General features: G+C 72.1%; 22 protein-coding genes. 13 read left to right on the forward strand and 9 right to left on the reverse strand.

The genetic code is table 11. The features are described from left to right. Positions 1-24: 24 nt before the first annotated feature. Entirely contained in the window at positions 25-810 is a 786-nt protein-coding gene (locus AA23TX_RS17650) for a helix-turn-helix transcriptional regulator (RefSeq protein WP_155543590.1), read from the forward strand. On the opposite strand, the gene AA23TX_RS17655 is transcribed toward AA23TX_RS17650, so the two are convergent. From AA23TX_RS17655 to AA23TX_RS17675, 5 genes are read right to left on the reverse strand one after another with little or no spacing between them, the layout of a single operon-like run. Then, positions 722-1,318, reverse strand: coding sequence for a hypothetical protein (locus AA23TX_RS17655; RefSeq protein ID WP_155543591.1), 597 nt, complete (start codon positions 1,316-1,318; stop codon positions 722-724). The genes AA23TX_RS17650 and AA23TX_RS17655 overlap by 89 nt on opposite strands. Beyond that, entirely contained in the window at positions 1,315-2,007 is a 693-nt protein-coding gene (locus tag AA23TX_RS17660; RefSeq protein WP_155543592.1) for a hypothetical protein, read from the reverse strand. Before AA23TX_RS17660 ends, AA23TX_RS17655 begins: the two co-directional genes overlap by 4 nt. Beyond that, positions 2,000-2,296: a type VII secretion target gene (locus AA23TX_RS17665; protein ID WP_155543593.1), complete on the reverse strand. Its 297-nt coding sequence runs from the start codon at positions 2,294-2,296 to the stop codon at positions 2,000-2,002. The genes AA23TX_RS17660 and AA23TX_RS17665 overlap by 8 nt, the downstream gene beginning before the upstream one ends. After that, a complete protein-coding gene (locus AA23TX_RS50755) occupies positions 2,293-3,480 on the reverse strand; it encodes a PPE domain-containing protein (protein ID WP_155543594.1) in 1,188 nt (395 codons plus the stop codon). The genes AA23TX_RS17665 and AA23TX_RS50755 overlap by 4 nt, the downstream gene beginning before the upstream one ends. Beyond that, on the reverse strand, positions 3,473-3,940 hold the full coding sequence (locus AA23TX_RS17675; protein ID WP_155543595.1) for a hypothetical protein: 468 nt from the start codon (positions 3,938-3,940) through the stop codon (positions 3,473-3,475). The genes AA23TX_RS50755 and AA23TX_RS17675 overlap by 8 nt, the downstream gene beginning before the upstream one ends. A 125-nt stretch (positions 3,941-4,065) precedes the next feature. On the opposite strand from AA23TX_RS17675, the gene AA23TX_RS17680 reads away from it, so the two are divergent. Beyond that, positions 4,066-4,614, forward strand: a complete 549-nt coding sequence (locus AA23TX_RS17680; RefSeq protein ID WP_155543596.1) for a copper resistance CopC family protein — start codon at positions 4,066-4,068, stop codon at positions 4,612-4,614. Position 4,615: 1 nt separating this feature from the next. Here the strand turns inward: AA23TX_RS17680 and AA23TX_RS17685 are convergent, their stop codons facing one another. Continuing rightward, complete coding sequence (locus tag AA23TX_RS17685; RefSeq protein WP_155543597.1) at positions 4,616-5,992, reverse strand: APC family permease; 1,377 nt, start codon at positions 5,990-5,992, stop codon at positions 4,616-4,618. Positions 5,993-6,162: 170 nt separating this feature from the next. On the opposite strand from AA23TX_RS17685, the gene AA23TX_RS17690 reads away from it, so the two are divergent. The 5 genes from AA23TX_RS17690 to AA23TX_RS17710 all read left to right on the forward strand — a co-directional run bounded on the left by AA23TX_RS17690 (position 6,163) and on the right by AA23TX_RS17710 (position 10,699). After that, positions 6,163-6,657 (forward strand): Lrp/AsnC family transcriptional regulator, encoded by a 495-nt coding sequence (locus AA23TX_RS17690; protein WP_196425455.1) that lies wholly within the window; start codon positions 6,163-6,165, stop codon positions 6,655-6,657. 117 nt (positions 6,658-6,774) lie between these two features. Beyond that, complete coding sequence (locus tag AA23TX_RS17695) at positions 6,775-8,166, forward strand: aspartate aminotransferase family protein (protein WP_155543599.1); 1,392 nt, start codon at positions 6,775-6,777, stop codon at positions 8,164-8,166. Between the two features lie 262 nt (positions 8,167-8,428). Beyond that, the gene (locus tag AA23TX_RS17700; RefSeq protein ID WP_155543600.1) at positions 8,429-9,637 is read left to right on the forward strand and encodes a cytochrome P450; all 1,209 of its coding nucleotides are present in this window, start codon (positions 8,429-8,431) and stop codon (positions 9,635-9,637) included. 28 nt (positions 9,638-9,665) lie between these two features. Then, positions 9,666-10,055, forward strand: a complete 390-nt coding sequence (locus AA23TX_RS17705; protein ID WP_155543601.1) for a hypothetical protein — start codon at positions 9,666-9,668, stop codon at positions 10,053-10,055. Between the two features lie 2 nt (positions 10,056-10,057). Next, the gene (locus tag AA23TX_RS17710) at positions 10,058-10,699 is read left to right on the forward strand and encodes a response regulator transcription factor (protein WP_155543602.1); all 642 of its coding nucleotides are present in this window, start codon (positions 10,058-10,060) and stop codon (positions 10,697-10,699) included. Positions 10,700-11,033: 334 nt separating this feature from the next. On the opposite strand, the gene AA23TX_RS17715 is transcribed toward AA23TX_RS17710, so the two are convergent. The 3 genes from AA23TX_RS17715 to AA23TX_RS17725 all read right to left on the reverse strand — a co-directional run bounded on the left by AA23TX_RS17715 (position 11,034) and on the right by AA23TX_RS17725 (position 15,144). Continuing rightward, the gene (locus AA23TX_RS17715; protein ID WP_230862551.1) at positions 11,034-12,176 is read right to left on the reverse strand and encodes a S53 family peptidase; all 1,143 of its coding nucleotides are present in this window, start codon (positions 12,174-12,176) and stop codon (positions 11,034-11,036) included. 12 nt (positions 12,177-12,188) lie between these two features. Beyond that, positions 12,189-14,306, reverse strand: a complete 2,118-nt coding sequence (locus AA23TX_RS17720) for a hypothetical protein (RefSeq protein WP_196425365.1) — start codon at positions 14,304-14,306, stop codon at positions 12,189-12,191. A 112-nt stretch (positions 14,307-14,418) separates the two neighbouring features. Then, complete coding sequence (locus tag AA23TX_RS17725; protein WP_155543603.1) at positions 14,419-15,144, reverse strand: FadR/GntR family transcriptional regulator; 726 nt, start codon at positions 15,142-15,144, stop codon at positions 14,419-14,421. Positions 15,145-15,286: 142 nt separating this feature from the next. Here AA23TX_RS17725 and AA23TX_RS17730 point away from each other — a divergent pair, with 142 nt between their 5' ends. From AA23TX_RS17730 to AA23TX_RS17755, 6 genes are read left to right on the forward strand one after another with little or no spacing between them, the layout of a single operon-like run. Continuing rightward, the gene (locus tag AA23TX_RS17730; RefSeq protein WP_155543604.1) at positions 15,287-16,885 is read left to right on the forward strand and encodes an ABC transporter substrate-binding protein; all 1,599 of its coding nucleotides are present in this window, start codon (positions 15,287-15,289) and stop codon (positions 16,883-16,885) included. Between the two features lie 13 nt (positions 16,886-16,898). Then, positions 16,899-17,858: an ABC transporter permease gene (locus AA23TX_RS17735; RefSeq protein ID WP_155543605.1), complete on the forward strand. Its 960-nt coding sequence runs from the start codon at positions 16,899-16,901 to the stop codon at positions 17,856-17,858. Continuing rightward, a complete protein-coding gene (locus tag AA23TX_RS17740) occupies positions 17,855-19,759 on the forward strand; it encodes a dipeptide/oligopeptide/nickel ABC transporter permease/ATP-binding protein (RefSeq protein WP_155543606.1) in 1,905 nt (634 codons plus the stop codon). The genes AA23TX_RS17735 and AA23TX_RS17740 overlap by 4 nt, the downstream gene beginning before the upstream one ends. After that, positions 19,756-20,700: an oligopeptide/dipeptide ABC transporter ATP-binding protein gene (locus tag AA23TX_RS17745; protein ID WP_155543607.1), complete on the forward strand. Its 945-nt coding sequence runs from the start codon at positions 19,756-19,758 to the stop codon at positions 20,698-20,700. The genes AA23TX_RS17740 and AA23TX_RS17745 overlap by 4 nt, the downstream gene beginning before the upstream one ends. Continuing rightward, positions 20,700-21,623, forward strand: coding sequence for a dihydrodipicolinate synthase family protein (locus AA23TX_RS17750; RefSeq protein ID WP_155543608.1), 924 nt, complete (start codon positions 20,700-20,702; stop codon positions 21,621-21,623). The genes AA23TX_RS17745 and AA23TX_RS17750 overlap by 1 nt, the downstream gene beginning before the upstream one ends. Next, complete coding sequence (locus AA23TX_RS17755; RefSeq protein WP_155543609.1) at positions 21,623-23,584, forward strand: beta-galactosidase; 1,962 nt, start codon at positions 21,623-21,625, stop codon at positions 23,582-23,584. Before AA23TX_RS17750 ends, AA23TX_RS17755 begins: the two co-directional genes overlap by 1 nt. Positions 23,585-23,586: the final 2 nt, after the last annotated feature.

Below are 23,586 nucleotides of genomic sequence, written 5' to 3' on the forward strand. Positions count from 1 at the left end.
CCGCCGTCGGGCACGATGGTGCCGATGGCCGAGCCGCAGTCGATGGACGTCCCCGCGAGCGGGTACCTCGTCGTCCGCGCTTCCGGCGCCGCGGCCGCCCGCGCCGCGATCCTCGGCGGCCGCGGCGACCCCGAAGGCATCCAGCTGCTGCTGCGCTGCCCCGTCCCGCGGGCGGTCGCCGAGTCCGGCGCGAAGCTGACGTTCGCCGACGCCACGCTGCACCTGCAGCCCTCCGGCGTCGTGATGCTGACGGTCGCGGCGGCGAAGCTGTCGATCTCGTTCGCCGAGCTGCGGCCGCTGATGTTCCGGCCGGTCGAGGTCGACGCGCCGTTGCGGTCGTTGTTCGCCGGCGCGGTCGCGCACGTCGTGGCGGCCGGTCCTCGGCTCGACCCGCACGGGCTGGCCCACCACTTGCTCGGCCTGGCGGAATTGGTGCTGCGCAGCGCGTTGCGCGTCGAACTCGATCGTGTCGACGCTTTGGCGGCGCGAAGGCGTGAAGCGCTCGAGTACATGCGCGCGCACCTCGGCGAGCAGTCGCTCAGCGCCGACAAGATCGCCGAAGCGCTGTACATCTCGCGTCGGCGGCTGTACCAGCTTTTCGATGACGGCCAAGGTGTTGCGGAACGGCTGAAGGGCCTGCGCGTCGAGCGCGCGAAGGCGTTGCTGGCGGACCCGGCGAAGGCGGGGCGGGGGATCGCGGAGATCGCGCGGGACTGCGGGTTCACCAGCGCCCCGCACTTCTCGCGGACGTTCCGCCGCGCGACCGGCCGGACTCCGCGCGAGTTCCGGGAGCGGGCGCTGCGGGGGTGAGGTCGACGCCGGCGACGAGCGTCCCGGCCAGGCCGGCGACCTCCAGCCAGCCGCGGCCGCCGGGGGAGTGCAGGGTGAACACGGCCGCGCGCGGGCGATCCGGGTCGAGGACGACGGCCTGCAGCTGCGCGCCGGACAGGCCGATCCGCTCGACGATCACCACCGGGTAGCCGCGGCGGGTGTTCGCGTGGCTGACCTCCCGGATGCCCGGGGTCGTGTCGGCGACGAAGTGGCCGAGGTCCGCGGCATCGTCGAGGGTGCCCTCGATCGGGACGACCCCGGCGATGAGCACCGCGGGATCGGCGTCCCGGTGCTCGACCAGGGCCAGCAGCCCGGCCCGCTGCTCGTGGGCGATCTCCGCGCACTGGACGGCCGCCGCTTCCAGGCCGAGGTCGCGGGCGGCGTCGGGGCCGCGCAGGCGTGCCATCAGCGCGTGCAGCTCGGCGGTGGTGCGCTCGACCGAGTCCAGGCTCACCGGGGTGATCCCCGGAACGGCGGGCAGTTTCACCGGCCACCCAGTGCCGCGGCGAAGGCGCCGACCGCGCCCGGCGGCGGTGTCACGGGCGCGACGGGGGTCTTCGCGACGGTCACGCCCAGCTCGCGCCCGGCGGCCGAGAACGTCTCCAGATGTGTTGTCACGGCGGGGAAATCCGGGGCGCTCGGCAGGGGGGAGCCGTCGCCGAGGGCGCGCAGGCGGTCGGCGACGCGGGCTGCTTCCGTGGTGTGGGCGCGTTCCAGCTCGCGGGCTTCGGCGAGAACGCGGTCGAGGTCGTCTTGTCTCGTCGCGAGCCGGGCACGGGCCGTGGTGAGGTTCGGTTGAGCGGCGGGGGAGAACTGGGCTTCGGTTTCGGCTTGGTCGACGTCGTCCTGAGCGGTGGTGAGGGCTTGGCGCGCGACGGTGGCCTGGCGGTCGAGGTCCTCGGCGCGGCGGTGGTGGGCGACGAGGGTGCCCGCCCAGTCGTCGAGGATGGCTGCGGCCGCGCGGAGGGCTTCGGGGACGGCGGCGAGGCCGGTCGCGGCCCGTCCGGCGCGGTCGGCGAGGGCTTGGGCGGAATTTCCGGCCCACTCGGGGATTTCGCCGGGAGTGGGGGCCTGGTCGAGCCGCGCCGCCGCGGCGGCGTAGTGGCGGGCGGCTTCGGCGACGGCGTCGGGACGGCCGGGGACCGGGTTGAAGCCGAGGCCGCGGAACTCAGCCATCGGCGGCTCGGCCCAGGTCTTCGGCCGCGGCCGCATCTGTTGTCCCGTAGGCCTTCGCGGCCGCGCGGACGCTGCTCGCCGCCGTGGTGAAGTCCGTTTCCACCGCTCGTATCCTGCCCGACCACTCGCCCGTCAGCACCGCGAGCGCGCCCGAGATCGCCAGGGGTCCGAAGTCGCCGGACGCTGCCGTCTCGACCGAAGCCGCGGCCGCGCCGTACTCCTCTGCCGTCCCCTCGAGACGGAGTGCCAGCGCGTCGAGGGCCGCCGGGTCCGCGTGGAAGCCGGTCATTCGCCGAACACCGGGGGATATGCCGGGGGCAGGTCGTCCAGGAGGTCGTAGCCGTCCGCGTACTTGTCGCGGTGCTCGGTGTCCTCTTCGCGGCGCGTGCCCTGGCCCGGCGGGTACATGCCGTACCCGGTGCCCGCGCCGCGACCGCCCGCCGCTCCCGGGCCGAAACCCGACGTCGCGTTCCCGAAGCGACCCGCGCCGGCCCGGCCGCCTTCACCCACCGAGCCACCCGACCCACCCGAGCCGCCAGGGCCTGGGCCGACGAAGCCGGCGAAACCCGGTCCGGAGACCGTCCCGCCCGTGCCGATCACCCCGTCGAGTCCGCCCGGCAGCACCCCGGCGCCGCTGAACGTGGGCGGCAAGGCGGACGCGGTCGACGTCGAGTCGTCCGGCACCCGGCCCGGCACCGTCGCCCGGCCCTCGTCCGGACCCCGATCGAGCGGCGGGTCCGGGACCACGGGCGTATGTGGGTCCGTGACCACGGGCGTAGAGGGCACCCGTGGGGCCACCGCGTCCGAACCGGCCGCGCTCACCTGCGGTGCCGCGTCGAACGCCGGGGGCAGGCGGTGGCGGACGTCGTGGCTCGCGCTCTCGTACTGCTCCATCACGCGGACCGCCTCGGCCTTGGCGTCGTCCGCCTGCTTCTTCGTCGGCAGCTGGTCGTCGAGCAGCTCGTCCAGCATGTACGCGCCCTGTGGGCCGTCGAGCCGCTTGACCGCGTACCCCTCCTTGAACCACCGCTCGGCCCAGTAGTGCACCGGTTCCGGCATCTTCCGCCGGGCTTCGCCGATCGCCGCGGTGTAGGTGTCGAGGCCGTCGCCGATGTGGCGGGCGTTCTCGCCCGCCGTGCTCGCCCAGCCGGTCAGGCGCTGGATCGAGTCCGCGGCCTGCGCCGCCGACGGCCCGCGCCACGACAGCAGCAGCTTCTGCACCAGCGTGTGGACGTCGCTGGTGGCCGTGTCGACGCCCCGGGCCAGCTCGGCCCACCGGTGCGCCTGCTCGCCGAGCCGCGGCGGGTCGGCCGACTGCACCATGTCCCACAGCTCGCGGTGGTCGTAGGAGTCCCAGTTGATCTTGCCGAACGCGTCTTCGCGGTTGTTCACGGCTTTCTCGCGACGCACCCGCCGCGCCTTCGCCTGCTCGCGCGCGGTCGGCCGGTGGTGCGTGGAGTGGAACTCAGGCATCGCGCTCACCCGCCCGCAACGACGCCGCGGCCTCCTCGTCGTTGCTCCGGTGCGACGCCGCGACGGTGTCGAGGGCTTGGCGCAACGAGGCCAGCTCGGTCAGGTAGGACTCCAGCGCGGCCTGTACGCCGCCGGCCTCGGCGCCGCCGCGCAGCCCGAACGAGCGGCGCATCCAGTGGGACACCGGGCCTTTGCCGTCGGCCAGCGGTGTGCCCAGCTCGCGGGCGCTTTCGAGGTAGCCGGACAGCTCCTGGTGGCGCGCGTCGAGAGCGTTCTTGGCGGCGTCGATCTCGGCGTAGTCCAGCTCGAGGACGTCGGTGCCGTCGGCGACCAGCGCGGCCGCGCCGGTGCCCTGCGGCCTCGCGACCGCCGAGGCGCTTTCCCTCGGTCCGTCCTCGTCCCGCCGGTGCTCCGCACGCAGCTGCCGCCGCGCGTCGGCCTCGTCGCGCACAGTCGCCATGGAGGTCCTTCCCTCGCCACCCAGGCGTCCATCCTGGCCAATGCGCGCCGCGATGAGAAGGGACCCCCACCCGCGTGCACGGGTGGACACGAAGACTGCACGGGCGGATAGGGCAGGATGTCCGGATGATCCCGCGTCGTGCGTTCGGAGCCGTTCTCGCCGCCCTCACCGGGCTCGTCGTGCTCGCCGGGCCGGCCTCGGCCCACACCGAGCTGGAGTCCAGCTCACCCGCCGAAGGTGCCACGCTCGCGGCCGCGCCGACCGAGGTCCGGCTGACCTTCGGCGAGCCCGTGACCCTGCCGCCGGAGGCCGTCAAGATCACCGGCCGCGACGGCACCGCCTGGACGGTCGGCACGCCCGCGGTGGCCGGCGCCGTCGTGACCGCGCCGGTGACCCCGGCCGGACCGGCCCAGGCCTACACGCTGACCTGGAAGGTGATCGCGGAGGACGGCGACAACCTCACCGGCACCGTGCACTTCACCCTCGCCGCCGCGGTTTCGTCCGCCGCGGCGCCGACGACGTCCGTGCCGGAGCAGGCCCAGGCACCCACCGCCCCGACCGCGGTGGACACCAGCGGCATCCCCGGCTGGATCTGGGTGGTGGTCGGCGTCGTCGGGCTGCTCGCGGTGATCGTCGTCGGCCTGCGTCAGCTGAGGGGCCGCGGGAAGGACTGAGCTAGTCCTCCACCGGGACCGTCACGACCCAGCGTTCGGGACGGCGGCGCAGGTAGCCCCACCAGTACAGCGCCGACACCACCAGCACGCCGGCGGTGATGCCGAGGTCGAGCGCGCTCTGCTCGACCAGGACGTAGGCCAGCGCGGCGACGGCGACCACCGGGACGACCGGCCAGGCCGGCATCCGCCACACGTGCGGTTTCCGGTGTGCCGCCCGGCGGGCGCGCAGCGCGGCGATGGCCACGCACAGGTAGAGCGCGACGACGGCGACCCCGGTGACGCCGCTGAGCGTGTCCACCGGCACGAAGCAGAGCACGGCTTCGGACAGCCCGACCACGAGCGTCGCGACCCAGGGTGCGCCGAACCGCGCGCTCACCACGCTCATCGCGCGGTTCACCGGCGTCGGCCACGCCCGGTCGCGCGCGGAGGCGTAGAGCACGCGCGAGTTCTGGATGACCATGACGATCACCGCGTTCACGATCGCCGCCGCGATGCACAGGCTGATCGCGGTACCGACGGCCGAGTTGCTCCAGCCGGTGACGAGCGCGGTGAGGTCCACGCCGGCGAGCGCGGCCGCGTCCGGGACGGCGAGGGTGATCGCGACGACCGGGACCAGGATGACGAGTGCGCTGATCCCGAGCGTCCAGAACACGGTCCGGGCGACCGTCTTCCGCGGCTCGCGCATCTCCTCGGCGAGGTAGACGGCGGTACTGAAGCCCTGCACGACGAACAACGCGACGGCGAGCCCCGCGACGACGGCGATCAGCCCGATCCCGCTCGTGCCGAGTGACGGCTTGACCAGCACGGCCGCGCTCTGCGTGGTGTGGGTGAACCCGAGCAGTGACACGACGAAGATCGCGACGATCTCGACGACCAGGAAGATCCCGGTGATCCAGGCGTTGGAGCGCAGGTTCAGCAGGCCCATCACGGTGGACGCGAGCATCACCAGCGCCCCGGCGACCGACGGGTCGATGTGCGCGACCGCGGCGACGTAGTCCGCGACGCCGATCGCGATGATCGGCGGCACGACGAGGATGACGATGAAGGAGAGCATGAACGTCAGCCAGCCGGCGAACCGGTTGGCCACCGTCGTCACCATCGCGTACTCGCCGCCGGCGCTCGGGACCAGCGTGCCGAGTTCGGAGTAGCAGAAGGCGATCCCGACGCAGAGCAGCACCGCGAGCGCGATGGCGAGCGCGGTGCCGGTGCCGAGGTCGGCGAACAGCGGCGGCACGAGGACGAACAGCGACGACGCCGGCGTCACGCAGCTGAGCGTCAGCAGGGTGCCGCCGCCGACGCCGATGGACCGGGTCAGCGTGCGGGGTCCGGCGGGTGCGGTGGCGGCGGCGGATTGGGGCGGGGCGGGAGTGCGGGGCATCGGCGTTCCCTCCGGCCGGGGCAAGGTGCGACGGATGGAACAGCACCGATTCGGTGTTGTCAACGCCGCGAAGACGACTGAAATCGTTGTCCACAGGGGACAGTGCCTTCGGATTTAGTCACTCATCGTGACCAGGGTGCAGCGTTTGCCCTGTGTCACCCGCGTCGGGGATGATCCGGGGCGTGAGCAGCCAGGACACCCCCAGCCGGCCCGCCCCGCCGGTGCTCGACGACCTCTCGCGGCAGATCATCGCGCAACTCCAAGAGGACGGCAGGCGCGCCTACGCGACCATCGGCAAGGCGGTCGGCCTGTCGGAGGCCGCCGTCCGGCAGCGGGTGCAGCGGCTGTCCGACTCCGGCGTCATCCAGATCGTCGCGGTCTCGGATCCCTTGCAGGTCGGGCTGTTCCGGCAGGCGATGATCGCGATCACCGTCGAAGGGCCGCTCGAGCCGGTCGGCGACGCACTGGCCGAAATGGACGAGATCGCGTACGTGATCCTCTGCGCCGGGCGCTACGACCTGTTGTGCGAAGCCGTCTGCGCGGACGACGAGGCACTGCTGCAGCTGATCTCGGCGCGGATCCGCGCGCTGCCGGGCGTCCGGCACGCGGAGGTGATGGTCTACCTCAAGCTGCGGAAGCAGACCTACCAGTGGGGCTCTCGCTGACCGTGACGACGAAATCCGAAGGTTTCGCGGAAATATTGGCCACGGATTAGTTGATGATGTTCGTCTGGACGACTGAATCGCTTGCGTCCTGTGGTCGCCGCGTGCGATAACCGAGGCATGACCACTACCGCCGACCGCGCCTCCGTCGATGCCGCCGGCCTCGCCCAGGCAGCTCGCAGCAACCTCTGGATGCACTTCACGCGCCACTCCGCCTACGACGAGACCGACGTCCCGGTGATCGTGCGGGGCGAAGGCGCCTACATCTGGGACGCCCGCGGGAAGCGCTACCTGGACGGGCTCGCCGGGCTGTTCGCGGTCCAGGTCGGCCACGGCCGCGAGGAGCTCGCCGAAGCCGCCGCGCGGCAGACGAAGCAGCTCGCGTACTTCCCGCTGTGGGGCCACGCCCACCCGACGGCGATCGAGCTGGCCTCCCGCCTGGCCGACGCGGCCCCCGGCGACCTGAACCGCGTGTTCTTCACAGTGAGCGGCGGCGAGTCGGTCGAGACGGCGTGGAAGCTGGCGAAGCAGTACTTCAAGCTCGTCGGGAAACCCACCAAGCACAAGGTGATCAGCCGTTCGCTGGCCTACCACGGGACGTCGCAGGGCGCGTTGTCGATCACCGGCATCCCCGGCGCGAAGGCCGACTTCGAACCGCTGGTGCCGAGCACCCTGCGCGTGCCGAACACGAACTTCTACCGCGCGCCCGAGCACGCCGACGACTACGAGGCCTACGGGCGCTGGGCCGCCGATCAGATCGAGCAGGCGATCGAGTTCGAGGGCGCCGACACGGTCGCCGCGGTGTTCCTCGAGCCGGTGCAGAACACCGGCGGCTGCTTCGTGCCGCCGCCGGGCTACTTCGCGCGGGTGCGGGAAATCTGCGACAAGCACGATGTGCTGCTGGTGTCCGACGAGGTGATCTGCGCGTTCGGCCGGGTCGGGTACGACTTCGCCGCCAAGCGCTACGGCTACCAGCCGGACATCATCACGACGGCGAAGGGCCTGACGTCGGGGTACGCGCCGCTGGGGGCGGTGCTGGCTTCGGAGCGGTTGATGGAGCCGTTCACCCGGGGTGCGACGACGTTCATGCACGGCTCGACCTACGGCGGGCACCCGGTGTCGTGCGCGGTCGCGCTGGCGAACCTCGACCTGATTTCCCGCGAGGGCCTCTACGACCACGTGCTCGCGCGGGAAGACGCGTTCCGGTCCACTTTGGACAAGCTGACCGACCTGCCGATCGTCGGGGACGTCCGGGGGGCCGGGTTCTTCTACGGCATCGAGCTGGTGAAGGACAAGGCGACGAAGGAGACGTTCAGCGGTCCGGAGTCCGAGCGGGTGCTGCGCGGGTTCCTGTCGGACGCGTTGTTCGAGGCCGGGTTGTACTGCCGCGCCGACGACCGGGCCGAGCCGGTGGTGCAGCTCTCGCCGCCGCTGATCTGCGACCAGCGGGAATTCGACGAGATGGAGCAGATCCTGCGTGACACGCTCACCCGGGCGTGGAAACTGCTGTAGGGCGTGCCTCCGGCCCCCGATTTCCACGGTAGCGGAGGGCACCGACAGTTTGGCGTGCCTCCGTCGACGTGTATGACCCATTCGAGACTTTGCGGGCGGTTCGCCGGATAGGGCGTTGGCCCGAAAGGGCGGGGAATCGCGCGTTCCCCGCTCTCGCGCGGGTTTCTGGGTACCGTGGAGCGCAGGGGGACCGGGGGGAGCGGCCGGTGACCGGACCGCCCGCGTCCGCGCCGACCGGTCGCGCAGCCGGGAGGAGAACCCGATGACCGCGTCCACGGACACGCCGCGCCTGCCGTTCGAACGGCCGAACGTCCTGGAGATCGCCCCGCTCTTCGAGGTGCTGCGCCGCCAGGGCCCGGTCGTGCCGGTGACCACGCCGGCCGGCGACCCGGCGTGGCTGGTCACCGGGTTCGAAGAGGTCCGCGCGGTGTTCACCGACCCGCGCTTCGGCCGGTCGCACCCGGCGCCGGAAACCGCGTCGGCGCTGTCGGAGGCGGCGATCCTCGGCCGGCCGCAGGGCGACCACGAAACCGAGCACGTGGCGCACGCGCGGATGCGGAAGATGCTCGTGCCCGCGTTCTCCGCCAACCGGATCCGGCGGCTCGCCGGTCGCGTCCAGGAACTGGCCGACGGCTGCTTCGCCGCCATGGAGCGGGCCCGGCACGCGGACGAGCCGGTCGACCTGCACGAGCACCTGTCGTTCCCGCTGCCGGTGCTGGTGATCTGCGAGCTGCTCGGCGTGCCGTACGAAGACCGCGACACGTTCCGCGTGCTGTCCGAGCGGATGGGCCGGATGGACATCGGTTCCGGCGCCGACGCGGCGCTCGAGGAGTTCGCCGCCTACATGGGGCGGCTGGCGGCGGCCAAGCGGCGCTCACCCGGCCAGGACGTCGTCTCGGACATGGTCCGGGCCCAGGCCGAAGACCCGGCGTTCACCGACGACGACCTCGCGCGCCTCGGCGCCGGCCTGCTGTTCGCCGGCCACGAGACGACGTCGAACCGGATCGACCTCGGCGTCCTGTACCTGCTCACCGACCTCGCGCGGCGCGACGCGCTGGCCGCCGACCCCGAGAACCGGGTGCACGGCGTCGTCGAGGAGATCCTGCGGCTGTCCGCGCCGGGCGGGCTGGGGGTGCTGCGGTACGCGCACGACGACGTCGAGCTCGGCGGCGTGACGGTCGCCCGGGGGGACGCGGTCGTCCTCTCGCTGGCGGCCGCGAACCGGGATTCGTCGGTGTTCCCCGCCGCCGCGGAATTCGACCCCGGGCGCAAGCCCAACTCGCACGTGTCGTTTGCTTACGGTGGCTGGTTCTGCATCGGCGCGAGTCTCGCCCGCACGGAACTGCGCGTCGTGTTCGGCTCGCTGTTCCGCCGGTTCCCCGGACTGCGGCTCGCGGTGCCGGTCGGGCAACTGGAGGTCCGGTCGAACCGGGTGACCGGGGGAGTGGACCGCGTGCCGGTCCTCTGGTAGACCTGCGGCGGCCACGACAGGAGGAAACGTGACCCTGTGGGACAAACTGGGGATGGACGACAAGCTCATCAAGGTGCTGAAGGAGATCCCTCCGGGCCCGGACGCGTCGGAGTTCGGCCCGGCCTACGTCACGATCCACCAGCTGGCCGTCGAGCTGGACCAGCGGTTCCCCGAGGTGCGCAAGCAGCTGGACGTGCCCCTCGGCGGCGGCGCGAGCCGGCACGCGGGCCTGGTGGAACTGCTGGGCAAGGAACTGGTCGAGAAGATCAAGCGCTACGGCGACGTGTACCCGATCGAAGCGGCGCAGCTGTCTTCGGTGCGGTTCCGCGAGCTGCGGCTGCGCGGCCCGGGCGGGCGTGACCTGGTGGGTGCGTCGCGGACCGACCTGCCGCTGATCCGCCTGCGACCCAAGGACTGACGGTGCTGCCCCCGCCCCCGGTCCGCGTTCTGGTGGCCGAACGCGACCCGGCGGTGCGGGCCCGCCTGGGCTCCCTGCTGGCCGAGACCGACGGCATCGAGGTGATCGGCTCGGCCCCGGACGCGACGGCGGCCCGCACGACGCTGCGCAGCCGCCTGCCGGACGTGGTGCTGCTGGACCTGCGGCTGGGGCCGCTCGGGCCGGTGTTCCGCCGCCCGGCGGTGCTGGCGCTGGTGACGTTCGACTCCGACGCGGGGATCCTCCGTGCGCTACGCGACGGCGCTTCGGGGTACGTGCTGCGCTCGGCCCGGCGCAACGAGCTGATCAAGGTGGTCCGGCTGGCGGCCGACGGGCACGTGGTGCTGTCCCCGGACGCTTCCCGCCGCCTGGTATCGGCGGCGACGCGGCTGTCGGGCCCGAGGGACGAGCGGCTGGCCGGAGTGGACCGGTTGTCGGTGCGCGAGCGTGAGGTGCTGGTCGGGGTGGGTTCCGCACTGACGAACGCCGAGATCGCCGCGCGGCTCGGGCTGGGTGAGCCGGAGGTGCGGAGTTTGGTGGCCCAGGTGGTGCGGAAGCTGGGGTGTGCGCATCGGACCGAGGCGGGGTTGCTGGCGTATGAGCGGGGGTTGTGCCGGCCTGGCTGAGTGAGGCTGGTGGTGCGGAGTTGGTGGCGCCGGGCGGAGGCGGGGTTGGCGGCTGAGCCGGGTCGGCTGAGGGCGGCCGGAGGTGGCTCCAGCGGGGTCCGTGAGCGGTCGGATGTGGGACGGCCTTTGGCGGGGTACTGGTCGACCGGGGCGGCTGACCAGCGGACCGGCAGTCGCCCGGCGGAGTCTGTGAGTGGCCGGGCGCGGGCGGCCGCCGGGGCGGATGCCGACCCGGCCGGGCAGGTGACCAGCGAGCTGACAGCCGCCCGAGGGCCGCCTCGCCGAGTAAGCCCGGCGAAGCGGCCCAGGGGCGATCACCTCGGTGGTGCGAGCGTCAGAAGCCGGTCAGGCCGTTGGGTACCCCCAGCCCCGTCGGGGCGTCGTAGCCCTGGCCTGCGACGCACAGGTAGTCATTGCCGCACTTCCTGCCCGCGCCCGAGGGGTCGTTGTTGCCCGTCGTGATGTCCACGAACGACGCCGCCTTCGCGTACAGGCTCGACGGCTGTGTCGCGCCCGCCTGGCCTGAGCGGCCGATCAACCCCGCGATGTACGGCGCCGATGCGCTGGTGCCGTTCACCGGGAGCCAGCCGCCCGCGTCCGTGTAGTGGATCGCGATGTCCTCCGCCGCCGACGCTATGTCCGCGACTGTGCGCTTGCCGCAGTGGGTGTCCTTCTGCCACGACGGCTTCGCGATGTACGCCGAGCAGCCGCTGCCGCCGTACTGCCACGCCGACTCCGCCCACCCTCGGGCCGACGACGGGTCGCGGGCCAGCGTCGTCCCACCGACCGAGACCGTGGTCGCCAGGACCGCGGGGTAGCTCGCCGCCGTGAAGCCGGCGTCTCCCGAGGACGCCACTACTGTCACGCCCGGGTGCCGGTAGTGGCTCGCGAACGCCAGCGGTGCGCCGCCTTCCCGTGCGCCGTAACTGTTCGAGACCACCGAAGCGCCCAGCCGGACCGCGGTGTCCTCCGTCTCCGCCAGGTCGGCGAAGCCCGGTGTGTTGCCTTCGACGACCACCAGCCGGCACGACGGGCACGCCGCCGACACCATCGAGACGTCCAAAGTGGACTCCAGCGCCCAGCCGAAGTCCGCTTCGGGCAGCGGTGCGGCAAGGCCCTGCTGGTTGACCTTGCGGAAGCAGCCGTTCACCGTCGTGCACGGCGGGAGGCCGTACTGCGCCCGGTACACCGCCAGGTCCGCCTCCAGGTTCGGGGCGTCGTAGGCGATCGAGATGCCGACGACCGTCTCCGGGCCCGGCGAAGCGGGCAGCCGGTAGGCCGACGCCAGGTCGTCCGCACCCCAGCCGATCGGACCGTCGGCCAACGCGGGCGCGGAGGTGTACGTGGTGAGGCAGCGCAGCAGGCCCGGTCCCGGGTCGGGGCACGCCGCGCGAGGTGCCGTGGCGGCCGTCGCGGCCGGCGCGAACCCGGCCACCGCCACCAGCGCGGCCAGCAGGCCGATCCATCTTCTGTTCACAGTGGACTCTCCTCAGGCCGGGTAGACGTGGTAGGCGGCGGTGATCGACTCGGCCACGGTGGCCCCGGCCGCGTCGGACGCCGTCACGCGCAGCGAGACGTCCGCGCCGCGGAAGGCCTCCGTGAGCGCGGTGAAGTCCGCGTGGAAGACCCCGGCGCCGCGGGCGGTCACCGGCGCGTCGAGCCAGGTCGTGCCGTCGGTCGAGTACTGGACCGTCGCGCCGGTGATCGGCGAGGCGACACTCTGCTGCAGGTGCCCGACCGTGAGGTCGAGGCTCTGCGGCCCGGACACCGTGGAGCCGTCCGGACGCAGCCCGCCGACGGCGTACCCGAGGGTCAGCATCGGCTCGACCGCGCACGACCGGTCGACTCCGCCCCGTTGACGCAGGCAGACGAGCGACGGCGGGAGCTGCGCACCCTCGACGTGCTGCGACTTCCACGTCCACTCGGTGTGGGTCGCCGTGCTCTGGCGGTACATCGGCCCGGTGCGCCCGGCATCGATCGTCAGCCCCAGTGTCGACGGTCCGGACGCCACCGGCTGCTCCAGCGTGAGTTCGGTGGTCCCGGCCGGGTCGCCCTCGGCGAGCGTGGCGCCGTCCTGGGTCAGCGTGTAGTGCCCGGTGACGGTGTCGCGAGACTCGCCGTAGAAGCCGAAGCCGGTGTGCCCCGGCTGGTTGTCGCTGAACGGCGTGATCGACAGCCGCAGCAGGTCCCCGGCCCTCGTCGCGGCCGGCGCCACCGGCGCGCTGCCGTCGTCCGGCGGCAGCAGCGCGACCTCGCCCGCCGGGTGCAGCGGGAACTTGTTCCACTCCTCGGTGACCGTCGAACCGCCCCGGTAGGCGTGGAACGGCTCGTACTGGCCGCCGGCCCAGCCGGGGAACGGCCCGGGCAGGACGTACTTCGAGAACCCGCCGAACCAGCGCAGGTCCGGTGCCGCCGAGACGTACTCGACCTGCTTGCGCGGCAGCTGGATCGGGTGCGAGACACGGCCGCTGACGTCCTCGAAGGAGAACATCCCGCTGCGCTGCCGCAACCCCAGCGACGAGTACTCGCTGAAGTAGGTCGAGTCGACCGCGGCCACGTCGCGAGCGGTGATCACGTACCGCTGCTGCGGGATCGTTCCCAGCGAGGCCTTCTGCAGCACGTATTCGTACGGCGTGCCCGGCCCCGGCGGGGACACCAGCCTGCTGTACGGGTACGTCTGCAGCGCGCCCGTGCGCACCGGGACCGCCGTCGGCGACACCGCGATCGGGACGCCGGGCCCGGCGTCGAAGTCGACGAGCAGCGCCGGTCCCGTCGTGGCCGCCCGGCGGAACAGGAACCCGGTGTCGTCGAGCAGCGCCGGCCGCGGCGTCACCCACGTCAGCTTGCTCGAAGCGCGGGAAGCGTCGACGCGGACGGTCTTGTCCGCCTTGACCGCGAACTCCGGTTGCGCGCTGAACCGCACCTCCGTCGGGTTGCCGTCGGCGTCGGCCGTCCAGAACAGCCCGAGCGCGCTGTAGTTCCCGTCCGGGGCGCTGAACTTCGCCGTGCCGCTCGCGAAGTAGTTGACGCTCTCGACCGGGTCGAGCAGGTTCCCGTCGTCGGTGTTGTAGAGGAACGCGACGCCGGTGTCGGCCGGGTGGCCGGCGATGTCGGTGGCGTCGACCGACACCGTGCGCATCACCGAGCGCGGCTGAACGGCCGGGCGCGCACCGGGGAGCGCGAACCGGGCGCCGCCGGCGAACAGTCCCTGCCCGCCGAAGTGCCCGCGCGCGTTGTCCTCTTTGAACTGCTTCGCCAGCGCGGGCCCGAACGTCGCCGGGTCGGCGGGCAGCGGTGCGCCGGCCAGCAGCGCGCCGACGTCGAACAGGCTCAGGTCCAGCCCGCGCCCGAGGTAGGGGAGCGCGGTACCGGGCAGCTCGTAGTCGCGGGCGCCGAGCCGCAGGTGCACCAGCGCCCGCGCCATGCCCTTCCCGGCGGCCGGCCGGACGTCGAACAGGGACCGGCCGTCGGCGGTGGTCCGGACGCTGACGCGTTCGCCGGTGATCAAGGTGGCGGACGTCGTGGGCACCGCGGCGCCGGCCTGCGGGGGAACGATTCCCCCGAGCCCGGCGAGCACGACCCCCAGGACGGACAAAGTTCTTCGCACTGGCACCTCCGTGTGGTGGTTGATCACCACTACCGACGAGCCAGACGCCGAAGCCGTTGAGGCCGGTTCTCGATCTTCGCGAAGTTACCTCGATCGGGTCAACGACCGAGAGTCAGGAATGGGCCGCGGGCACCGGCCGGGCGACGCCGAAACCGCCGTACGGACCGGCTTTCGCGCGCTTGCGGACCTCGTCGAAGTGCCGGTGCACGGCCTCGGCCGCGGCGTCCGCGTCGCGCAGCAGGAGCGCGTCGACGATGGCCTGGTGCCGCTTCGCGGTCGCCGTCGGCGACGACGCGGGTCCGCCCAGCTCGCTTTCCGCGATCCGGTAGACGTCCCAGAACAGCCCGGTGAGCTCGCGCGCCAGGTCGAACCCGGCCTCGGCGCAGATGAGGTCGTGGAACTCGCGGTCGGCCTCCGCGGCGTCCGGGCCCTTGCGCTTCATCCGCGCGACGCAGGCCTGCAGCTCCTCGACCAGGCCGGGCCGGTGGTCGGTGGCGACGCGGCGGGTCAGCTCGGTCTCGAGCATCTCCCGCACCTCCAGGAGGTCGCGCAGCCGTCCGACGTCGGTGGCCCCGCGGGCGCGGGTGCGGAACAGCAGCCACGTCTGCAGCGACTCCGACCCGGCGGACCCGACGAACGTGCCGTAGCCGTGGCGGATCTCGACGATGCCGAGGGCCTGCAGGGCCTTGATCGCCTCGCGGATGGAGTTGCGGCTGACGCCGATGTCCTCCATCAGGCTCAGCTCGGTGGGCATGGGTGCGCCCGGCGGGAGCTCCCGCTCGACGATCAGGTCGATGATGCGCTTGGTGATCTCTTCGCTGCGCTGCGGACGGGCCACTGCTGTCCTCCCCGGATGCGTCGTGAGAGGACATCCTACGTCATACGTCCAGAAGGGTTGACCAGCACGCGAACCCATCCTAGGCTCACGCCGGTCATAGGACGTCCCATGTCCTACCGTTCGAGGCCAGCCGGAGACACCGATGTCCCAGAGCCCGTCGCTCAGCCGCCGCCAGTTGCTGCGCTACACCACCTTCGCCGGGGCGGCCATGACGTTCCCGACCGTGCTCGCCGCGTGCGGCGGGCCGGCGTCCACCAACAAGACCGGCAGCTCGGCGGGCTCGCTCACCGCCGTCATCGGCTACGGCAACAACCAGACGTGGGACCCGCTGCAGACCGCGTCCGCGTTCTCGATGGCCGCGATCCTGCACTGCTACGAGTCCCTCGTGGAGGGTGACCCGATCACCCGCGCTCCCTTCCCCGGCCTGGCGAAGGCGCTGCCCGCCGACGCGAGCGGCACCAGCCTGAAGTTCGAGCTGCGCGACGGCGCGAAGTGGCACGACGGCCAGCCCGTGACCGCCGACGATGTCGTCTTCACCTACGCCCGTGCGCTCGACGAGAAGGAGAACGTGCTGATCCACAGCTTCTTCTCGCACTGGCTGCAGGAGGTACGCAAGACCGGTGACCGCGCGGTCGAGTTCGTCCTCAAGTTCCCGTTCCCGTACGCGCTGCAGCGGATCCAGTGCTGCAAGATCGTCCCGAAGCACGTCTACGACGGCAAGTGGGACGACGCCAAGGGCGGCAAGGTCGTCGGCTCCGGCCCGTACAAGGTCGTCGAGCAGGCCCCGCTGTCCCACACCAGCTTCGAGAAGTTCGCCGACTACAACGGCCCGCGCCCGGCGGCCTACGACAAGATGCTCTGGAAGTCCATCGTGGACTCCGCCCCGCGCGTCGCCGCGATCTCCGGTGCCAAGCCGGACGCGCAGATCGCCGAGAACATCCCGGCCGCCAACGCCGACCAGCTGCGCAAGGCCGGTCGCACGGTCGAGTTCGCCGACGGCGGCAACAACCTCTTCCTGCTCTTCAACACCGCGCACGCGCCGTTCGACAAGAACCTCGTGCGCCAGGCGCTGCACTACGCCATCGACAAGAAGAAGATGATCGACATCGGGCTGAAGGGCGCCGGTTCGCCCGGGACGTCGTTCATCAACCCGAAGCTCCCGTCCTCACAGCCGGCGTCGCAGGACTTCGCCTACAACCCCGACAAGGCGAAGCAGCTGCTGCAGCAGGCCGGCGTGAGCAACCTCAAGGTCACGCTGTCCACGACGAACACCTCGCTGGTCGCCGACTGCGTGAAGGTGATCAAGGAGGGCTGGGACGCGATCGGCGTCCAGACCACTTTGGACAGCCAGGACACCAAGGCGCTGTTCTCCAAGCTGGACGCGGGCACCGACTTCCAGGTCGTCGCCACGACGAACAACCCGCTGCAGTTCGGCAACGACCCCGACCTGATGATCCGGTACTACTACGACGCCAAGTCCATCCTCACGAGCAAGTACGCCCGCTTCACCGGCCCCGACGCCCAGTCCCTGCTCGCCCTGCAGGACCAGGCCGCGGCGGAGACGGACGAGGCCAAGCGGACGGCGCTGAACAAGCAGCTGCTGGACCTGATCTCCGAGCAGGCCGTCATCTACCCGGTGGTGTTCACCCAGCTCGGCACGGCGTGGGACCCGAAGGCGCTCAGCGGCGTGCGCGCCCAGGGCTACCCGGGCATCTACCTGAACCAGGCCAAGCCGGTCTAGGAGGAGAACACCCGTGGCCGTCGTCGTGCGGATGCTGCTCAGCCGCATCCTCGCCCTGATCCCGCTGCTGCTCGGCGTGATCCTGTTCGTGTTCATCGTGATGCGGTTCGCGCCGGTCGACCCGGCGCTGGCCGCGTTCGACGGCGCGAACGCCACCGCCGAGCAGCTGCAGCAGTTCCGGCTCGAGAACGGGCTGCTGGACCCGCTGCCGCTGCAGTACGTCCACTTCGTCTGGCACCTGGCCCAGGGCGACTTCGGGACCAGCGTGATCACCAAGCAGCCGGTCGGCGACACGATCTCGACGGCGCTGCCGCTGACCGTCCAGCTGACCCTGCTCGGCCTGGTCCTCGCGCTGGTGACGGCGCTGGTGCTCGGCGTGACGTCGGCGCTGTTCCGCGACCGCTGGCCGGACAAGGTGATCCGTGTGGTCACCCTGGCCGGGGTCGCCGCGCCGGCGTTCTGGGTGGCGCTGCTGCTGGTCCAGTGGCTGGCGGTCGGCCAGGGCCTGTTCCCGACCAGCGGCTACGTCAGCCCGGCCGACTCCTTCGGCGGGTGGCTGAACTCGCTGACGCTGCCCGCGGTCTCGCTGGCGCTGCCGGTGGCCGCGCAGCTGACCCGGGTGATCCGGACGTCGATGGTCGAAGAGCTCGACAAGGACTACGTCCGCACCGCGCGCGGCGGCGGCCTGCCGCCGGTGGTCGTGGTCGGGCGCAACGTGCTGCGCAACGCGCTGGTCACGCCGCTGACCGTGCTCGGCCTGCGGGTCGGCTACCTGCTGGGCGGCGCCGTCGTCATCGAGACGATGTTCGCGCTGCCGGGGATGGGGCAGAACATGATCCAGGCCGTCACCGACGGCGACACCGCCAAGGTGCAGGGCTTCGTCATCACGATCGCGATCGGGTTCGTGCTGGTCAACCTGATCGTCGACGTCCTGTACCTGATCGCGAACCCGCGCCTGCGGAGCCACGCGTGAAGCGCCTGCGCGCGGCCTGGCCCGCGCTCGCGATCCTCGGCGTGCTGCTCCTGGTCGCCGTGCTCGGCACGCTCGTCGCGACGCACAACCCGGACGCGCTCAGCACCGACACCGGCGGCCCGAGCGGGTCCCACTGGTTCGGCACCGACACCTCCGGCCGCGACATCTTCTCCCGGCTCGTCGCCGGCACGCGCTGGTCGCTCGCCATCGGCCTGGGGGCGGTGGCGCTCGCGCTCGTGTCGGGGGCGGTGATCGGGGCGTTCGCCGCGACCTCGAACCGCCGCGTGGACGCCGTCGTCATGCGGGTCCTCGACGTCATCATGGCGTTCCCCGGCATCGCGCTGGCCGCGGTGCTGGTGGCGGTGTTCGGCCACGGGATCCTGGTGCTGATCCTCGCCATCGGGTTCTTGAACATGCCCGCGGTGGCGCGGGTGATCCGGGCGAACGTCCTGGCCCAGTACGGCGAGGACTACGTCGCGGCCGAACGCGTCATCGGCGCGAGGCGGTTCTTCGTGCTGACGCGGCACGTCGCGATCAACTGCGCCGCGCCGGTGCTGGTCTACTGCACGGTCACGGTGGCCGACGCGATCGTGTTCGAGGCGTCCCTGTCGTTCATCGGCGCCGGCATCCAGCCGCCGGACCCGTCGTGGGGCTCGGTACTGGCCGACGGCAAGGACCTCGTGCTGACCGGCGGCTGGTGGGCGACGCTGTTCCCCGGCCTGCTGATCCTGGTCACGGTCCTCGCGCTCAACATCCTGTCCGAGCGGATCTCGGACGCCTGGGCCGCGCCGTCGGCCCGCGCGGTCAAGGCGGCCGAAGTCGCGAAGGCCGTCGAGAAGCGCGAAGACGCCGACACCGCGCCCGTCCTGCCGATCGCCGGCCTGCGGGAAGCGGGGGAGCGGCTGGCCCGCACCGCCCGGTCCCTGGACCACCGCGAGACCGTCCTGGAGGTCGACCGGCTGGCGATCGCGTTCCCCGGCCGCCACGAAGGGGTGGCCGTCGTCGACGGCGTGTCCTTCAGCGTCCGTGCCGGGGAAGTCCTCGGCCTGATCGGCGAGTCCGGCTGCGGCAAGACGCTCACGGCGTTGTCGATCCTCGGCCTGCAGCCGGCGACCGCCCGGGTGTCCGGCCAGATCCGCTTCGCCCAGCGCGATCTGCTCGCTTTGCGCCCCGGTGAACGACGGAGGCACCTCGGCCACGACATCGCGATGATCTACCAGGACGCGTTGAGTTCGCTCAACCCGGCGATGACGATCCGGGCCCAGCTCAAGCAGTTCACCCGCCGCGGCGGCACCCGCACCCCGGCCGAGCTGCTCGAACTGGTCAACCTCGACCCGGAACGGACGCTGCGCGCGTACCCGCACGAGCTGTCCGGCGGCCAGCGCCAGCGCGTGCTGATCGCGATGGCGCTCTCGCGGGACCCGAAGCTGATCGTCGCCGACGAGCCGACCACGGCCCTCGACGTCACCGTGCAGGCGCAGATCATGGCACTGCTGCTGCGGCTGCAGGAAGAGCTCGGGTTCGCGCTCGTCCTCGTCTCGCACGACCTCGCGCTGGTGTCCGAGATCGCCGACCGCGTCGTCGTCATGTACGGCGGCCAGGTCGCCGAGCTGGGCGCGACCGCCGAGGTCGTGGGTTCGCCCCGGCACCACTACACGCGTGGGCTGCTCAGCGCGGTGCTGTCGCTGGAGGAGAACGAGGCGCGGCTCACCCAGATCAAGGGCGTCGTCCCGGCCCCGGCCGAGTTCCCGGCCGGCTGCCGCTTCGCCGACCGCTGCCCGGCCGCCCGCGCCAAGTGCCACGACGAGACGCCGGTCCGCTTCGGCGAGCCGGTCGAGCACCTCGTCGCCTGCCACTTCCCGGCCGTCGACATCGCTCGCGAGAAGGAGGCGACGGCGTGAGCCTCCTGGAGCTCGACGGCGTCCACGTCGTCCACAAGATCCGCGGCCGCGGCCTCTTCGGCCACGACAGCGTCTACGCCCTCACCGACGCCCACCTGGTCGTCGCACCGGGGGAGACGATCGGTGTCGTCGGCGAGTCGGGCTGCGGCAAGTCGACCCTGGCCAAGGTGATCGTCGGCCTGCAGTCCCCGACCGCCGGCACGGTCCGGTTCCGCGGGAAGCCCCTGGACGCGGGATTCGGACGCGAGGTCGGCATGGTCTTCCAGGACCCGTCGACCGCGCTCAACCGGCGGCTCGCCGTCGCCAAGATCATCCGCGACCCCCTGGACGTGCACAAAGCCGGGACGCCGGCCGAGCGCGACGACCGCGTCCGCGAGCTGATGTCGCTGGTCGGCCTGCCCGCCAGCGCCGCCGACGCGGTCCCGGGCCAGCTCTCCGGCGGCCAGCGCCAGCGCGTCGCCATCGCGCGGGCCCTGGCCCTGCGGCCCGCGCTGCTGGTCGCCGACGAGCCGACGTCCGCCCTCGACGTCTCGGTCCGCGCCCAGATCTTGAACCTGTTGCTCGACCTGCGCGAACAGCTGGACCTGGCGATGGTGTTCGTCTCCCACGACATCCAGACGGTGTCGAAGATGAGCGACCGGATCGTCACGATGTACCTGGGCCGGATCGTCGAGGAGGCGCCGGTGGGGGCCGAGGCCCGGCACCCGTACACGCGGGCCCTCTTCTCGGCGACGCCCAGCCTGCTGAACCCGGTCGAGCCGATCGTGCTGACCGGCCCGGTGCCCTCGGCGACGCACCCGCCGAGCGGCTGCCCGTTCCGCACCCGCTGCCCGAAGGCCACCGACGAGTGCGCGGCCGAGCTGCCGCCGCTCGCCGTGGCCGACGGTGGCCACACGTACCGCTGCATCCATCCCGAGATCCCCACCGGAGTGAGCACCTGATGCCGAAGTTCGCCGGAATCGTCCCGCCGCTGTGCACGCCGTTCACCGACGACTTCAGCGTGGACACCGACTCGCTGCGGCGCCACGTCGAGTTCCAGCTCGACGCCGGCGTCCACGGCGTGTTCGTCCTCGGCTCCTCCAGCGAGGTCGCCTTCCTGCCCGACGCCCAGCGCCGCGTCGTCGTCGAAACGACGGTCGACCAGGTCGCCGGGCGCGTCCCGGTGCTCGTCGGCTGTATCGACATGACGACATTGCGCGTCGCCGAGCACATCAAGGTGGCCGAAGCCGCCGGGGCCGACGCCGTCGTCGTCACCGCGCCCTACTACACGCGGACCCACGTCGCGGAGATCGACCGGCACTTCCGCCTGCTGCACGAGCGGACCGCGCTGCCGATCGTCGCCTACGACATCCCGGTCGCGGTGCACACCAAGCTCGACGGCGGGATGGTCCTCGATCTCGCCGCCGACGGCGTCCTCGCCGGCCTGAAGGACTCGAGCGGCGACGAAGCCGCGTTCCGGGCCGTGCTGCTCGGCAAGCGCGACCGCGGCCTGGACGCCTTCGCCGTCTTCACCGGGTCCGAGCTGATCGTGGACGCGGCCCTGGCGATGGGCGCGGACGGCGCCGTCCCGGGTCTCGGCAACGTCGACCCGGTCGGGTACGTGCTCATCCACGACCACTTCAAGTCCGGCAACCTCGCCGCGGCGAGGCGCGAGCAGGAACGGCTGATGAAGCTGTTCTCGATCACGTCCGTCGCCCCGCCGAGCCGGATGGGCCGCGGCTCGGCCGGCCTCGGTGCCTTCAAGGCCGCGATGAAGATGCGCGGGTTCATCGACAACGCGGTCATGGCGCCGCCGCAACTGCCCCTGGACGACGAGGAACTGCTGCGGATCAAGGAGAAGCTCGCCGAAGCGGGGCTGCTCTGATGATCCGCTACGGCGCCGACTACAACCCGGAGCACTGGCCCGGAGAGGTCCGCCGGGAAGACCTGAAGCTGATGGCCGAAGCGGGCGTCACGATGGTGACGGCGGGGATCTACTCGTGGGCCGGCGTCGAACCGCGGCCGGGGGAGTACGACTTCGGCTGGTTCGACGGGGTCATGAACGACCTCGCGGGCGCGGGCGTCCAGGTGTGCCTGGCGACGATGACCGCGTCCCCGCCGCCGTGGCTGACCCACGCGCACCCGGAGATCCTGCCGGTGCGCGCCGACGGCGTCCGGCTCTCACCCGGGGCGCGGCAGCAGTTCTGCCCGTCGAGCCCGGTCTACCTCGCGCACGCCGCCCGGCTGGTCAGCGAGCTGGCGACGCGGTACGCGGGCCATCCCGCGTTGGCGATGTGGCACGTCGGCAACGAGTTCGGCTGCCACGTCCGGGCGTGCTACTGCGACGAGTCCGCGTCGGACTTCCGCGTCTGGCTGCAGGACCGGTACGGCACGATCGAGGCGCTCAACGCGGCGTGGACGACCACCTTCTGGGCCCAGCGGTACGACGACTGGGCCGAGATCCTGCCACCCCGGGTGGCACCGACGTTCCCGAACCCCGCGCAGCAGCTGGACTTCCACCGGTTCTCCTCCGACGCCGCGCTCGGCTGCTTCCTCACCGAACAGCGGGTGTTGCGCCGCGTCACGCCGGACGTCCCGATCACGACCAACTTCGTCGGCCTGGTCCAGAAAGCGCTCGACTGGCACCTGTGGACGCCGCACGAGGACGTCGTCAGCCTGGACTCCTACCCCGACCCGTCCGACCCGCGCGCCCACGTCGAAGCCGCGTTCGCCTACGACCTCATCCGGTCCACGAAGGACCAACCGTGGATGTTGCTCGAACAGGCGCCCAGCGCGGTGAACTGGCGGCCGCGCAACAGTCCCAAGCCACCCGGCGCGATGCGGCTCGGCAGCTGGCAGGCCATCGCCCAGGGCGCCGACGCCGTCCTGTTCTTCCAGTGGCGCCAGACCAGCGGCGGCGCCGAGAAGTTCCACTCCGCGATGGTGCCGCACGGTGGCCGCGACACCCGGACGTTCCGCGAGACCGCCGCGTTGGGGCAGGAGCTGGCCCGCGTGCCGGAGCTGGCCGGGACGCGCGTGCGCGCCGACGTCGCCCTGCTGCACGACTGGCCGAGCTGGTGGGGGCTCGAACTCGACTCGCATCCGGCTCGGCTGGAGTACCTCGAAACGCACCTCGCGCACTACGCGCCGTTGTTCGACGCCAACGTCACCTGCGACGTCGTCCACCCTTCGCGGGACCTCACGTCGTACAAGCTGGTCGTCGTCCCGAACCTGTACCTGCTGGAGCAGGCGGCCGCCGACAACCTGCGCGCGTACGTCGCGGGCGGCGGGCACCTCGTGGTGTCGTACTTCTCCGGCATCGTCGACGGCTGCGACCGCGCGTACCCGGGCGGCCATCCCGCGCCGCTGCGGGACATCCTCGGCCTGCGGGTCGACGAGTTCTGGCCCCCGGATGGGCCGGTCGATCTCGATTTCGCGGACGGGACAACGGGTTCCGGGGTCATCTGGTCCGAATGGATCGAACCCGAAGGCGCCGAAGTCGTCGCGTCCCTCGCCTCCGGTGACCTGGCCGGGCGGCCCGCGATCACCCGCCACGTGTTCGGCGACGGCGTCGCCTGGTACCTCGGCACCCGGCCCGATCTGGCGGCGCTGTTAGGCCGCATCACCGCCGAAGCCGGGGTGACGCCGGTGCTCGACACCCCGCCCGGGGTCCAGGCGGTCGTCCGGCACGGTGCGGAAAGCGCTTACCTGATCCTGCTCAACCACGGCACCGCGCCGGTCACCGTCGACCTGCCGCACGCCGCGCCGGACCTGCTGACCGACCCGTCGCGGCCGGTGCGCGAGGTCCGGCTCGCCCCGCGAGGTGTCGCCGTCCTGAAAGGATGAGA

This window comes from Amycolatopsis camponoti, assembly GCF_902497555.1.
Lineage (GTDB): Bacteria > Actinomycetota > Actinomycetes > Mycobacteriales > Pseudonocardiaceae > Amycolatopsis > Amycolatopsis camponoti.

Bases quoted from the DNA above. Each gene is read 5' to 3' on its own strand.
- AA23TX_RS17695 (WP_155543599.1), top strand. From the start codon at position 6,775: ATGACCACTACCGCCGACCGCGCCTCCGTCGATGCCGCCGGCCTCGCC.
- AA23TX_RS17690 (WP_196425455.1), top strand. From the start codon at position 6,163: ATGATCCGGGGCGTGAGCAGCCAGGACACCCCCAGCCGGCCCGCCCCG.
- AA23TX_RS17660 (WP_155543592.1), bottom strand. From the start codon at position 2,007: ATGGCTGAGTTCCGCGGCCTCGGCTTCAACCCGGTCCCCGGCCGTCCC.
- AA23TX_RS17685 (WP_155543597.1), bottom strand. From the start codon at position 5,992: ATGCCCCGCACTCCCGCCCCGCCCCAATCCGCCGCCGCCACCGCACCC.
- AA23TX_RS17750 (WP_155543608.1), top strand. From the start codon at position 20,700: ATGCCGAAGTTCGCCGGAATCGTCCCGCCGCTGTGCACGCCGTTCACC.
- AA23TX_RS50755 (WP_155543594.1), bottom strand. From the start codon at position 3,480: ATGCCTGAGTTCCACTCCACGCACCACCGGCCGACCGCGCGCGAGCAG.
- AA23TX_RS17665 (WP_155543593.1), bottom strand. From the start codon at position 2,296: ATGACCGGCTTCCACGCGGACCCGGCGGCCCTCGACGCGCTGGCACTC.
- AA23TX_RS17680 (WP_155543596.1), top strand. From the start codon at position 4,066: ATGATCCCGCGTCGTGCGTTCGGAGCCGTTCTCGCCGCCCTCACCGGG.
- AA23TX_RS17755 (WP_155543609.1), top strand. From the start codon at position 21,623: ATGATCCGCTACGGCGCCGACTACAACCCGGAGCACTGGCCCGGAGAG.
- AA23TX_RS17730 (WP_155543604.1), top strand. From the start codon at position 15,287: ATGTCCCAGAGCCCGTCGCTCAGCCGCCGCCAGTTGCTGCGCTACACC.
- AA23TX_RS17675 (WP_155543595.1), bottom strand. From the start codon at position 3,940: ATGGCGACTGTGCGCGACGAGGCCGACGCGCGGCGGCAGCTGCGTGCG.
- AA23TX_RS17650 (WP_155543590.1), top strand. From the start codon at position 25: ATGGCCGAGCCGCAGTCGATGGACGTCCCCGCGAGCGGGTACCTCGTC.
- AA23TX_RS17700 (WP_155543600.1), top strand. From the start codon at position 8,429: ATGACCGCGTCCACGGACACGCCGCGCCTGCCGTTCGAACGGCCGAAC.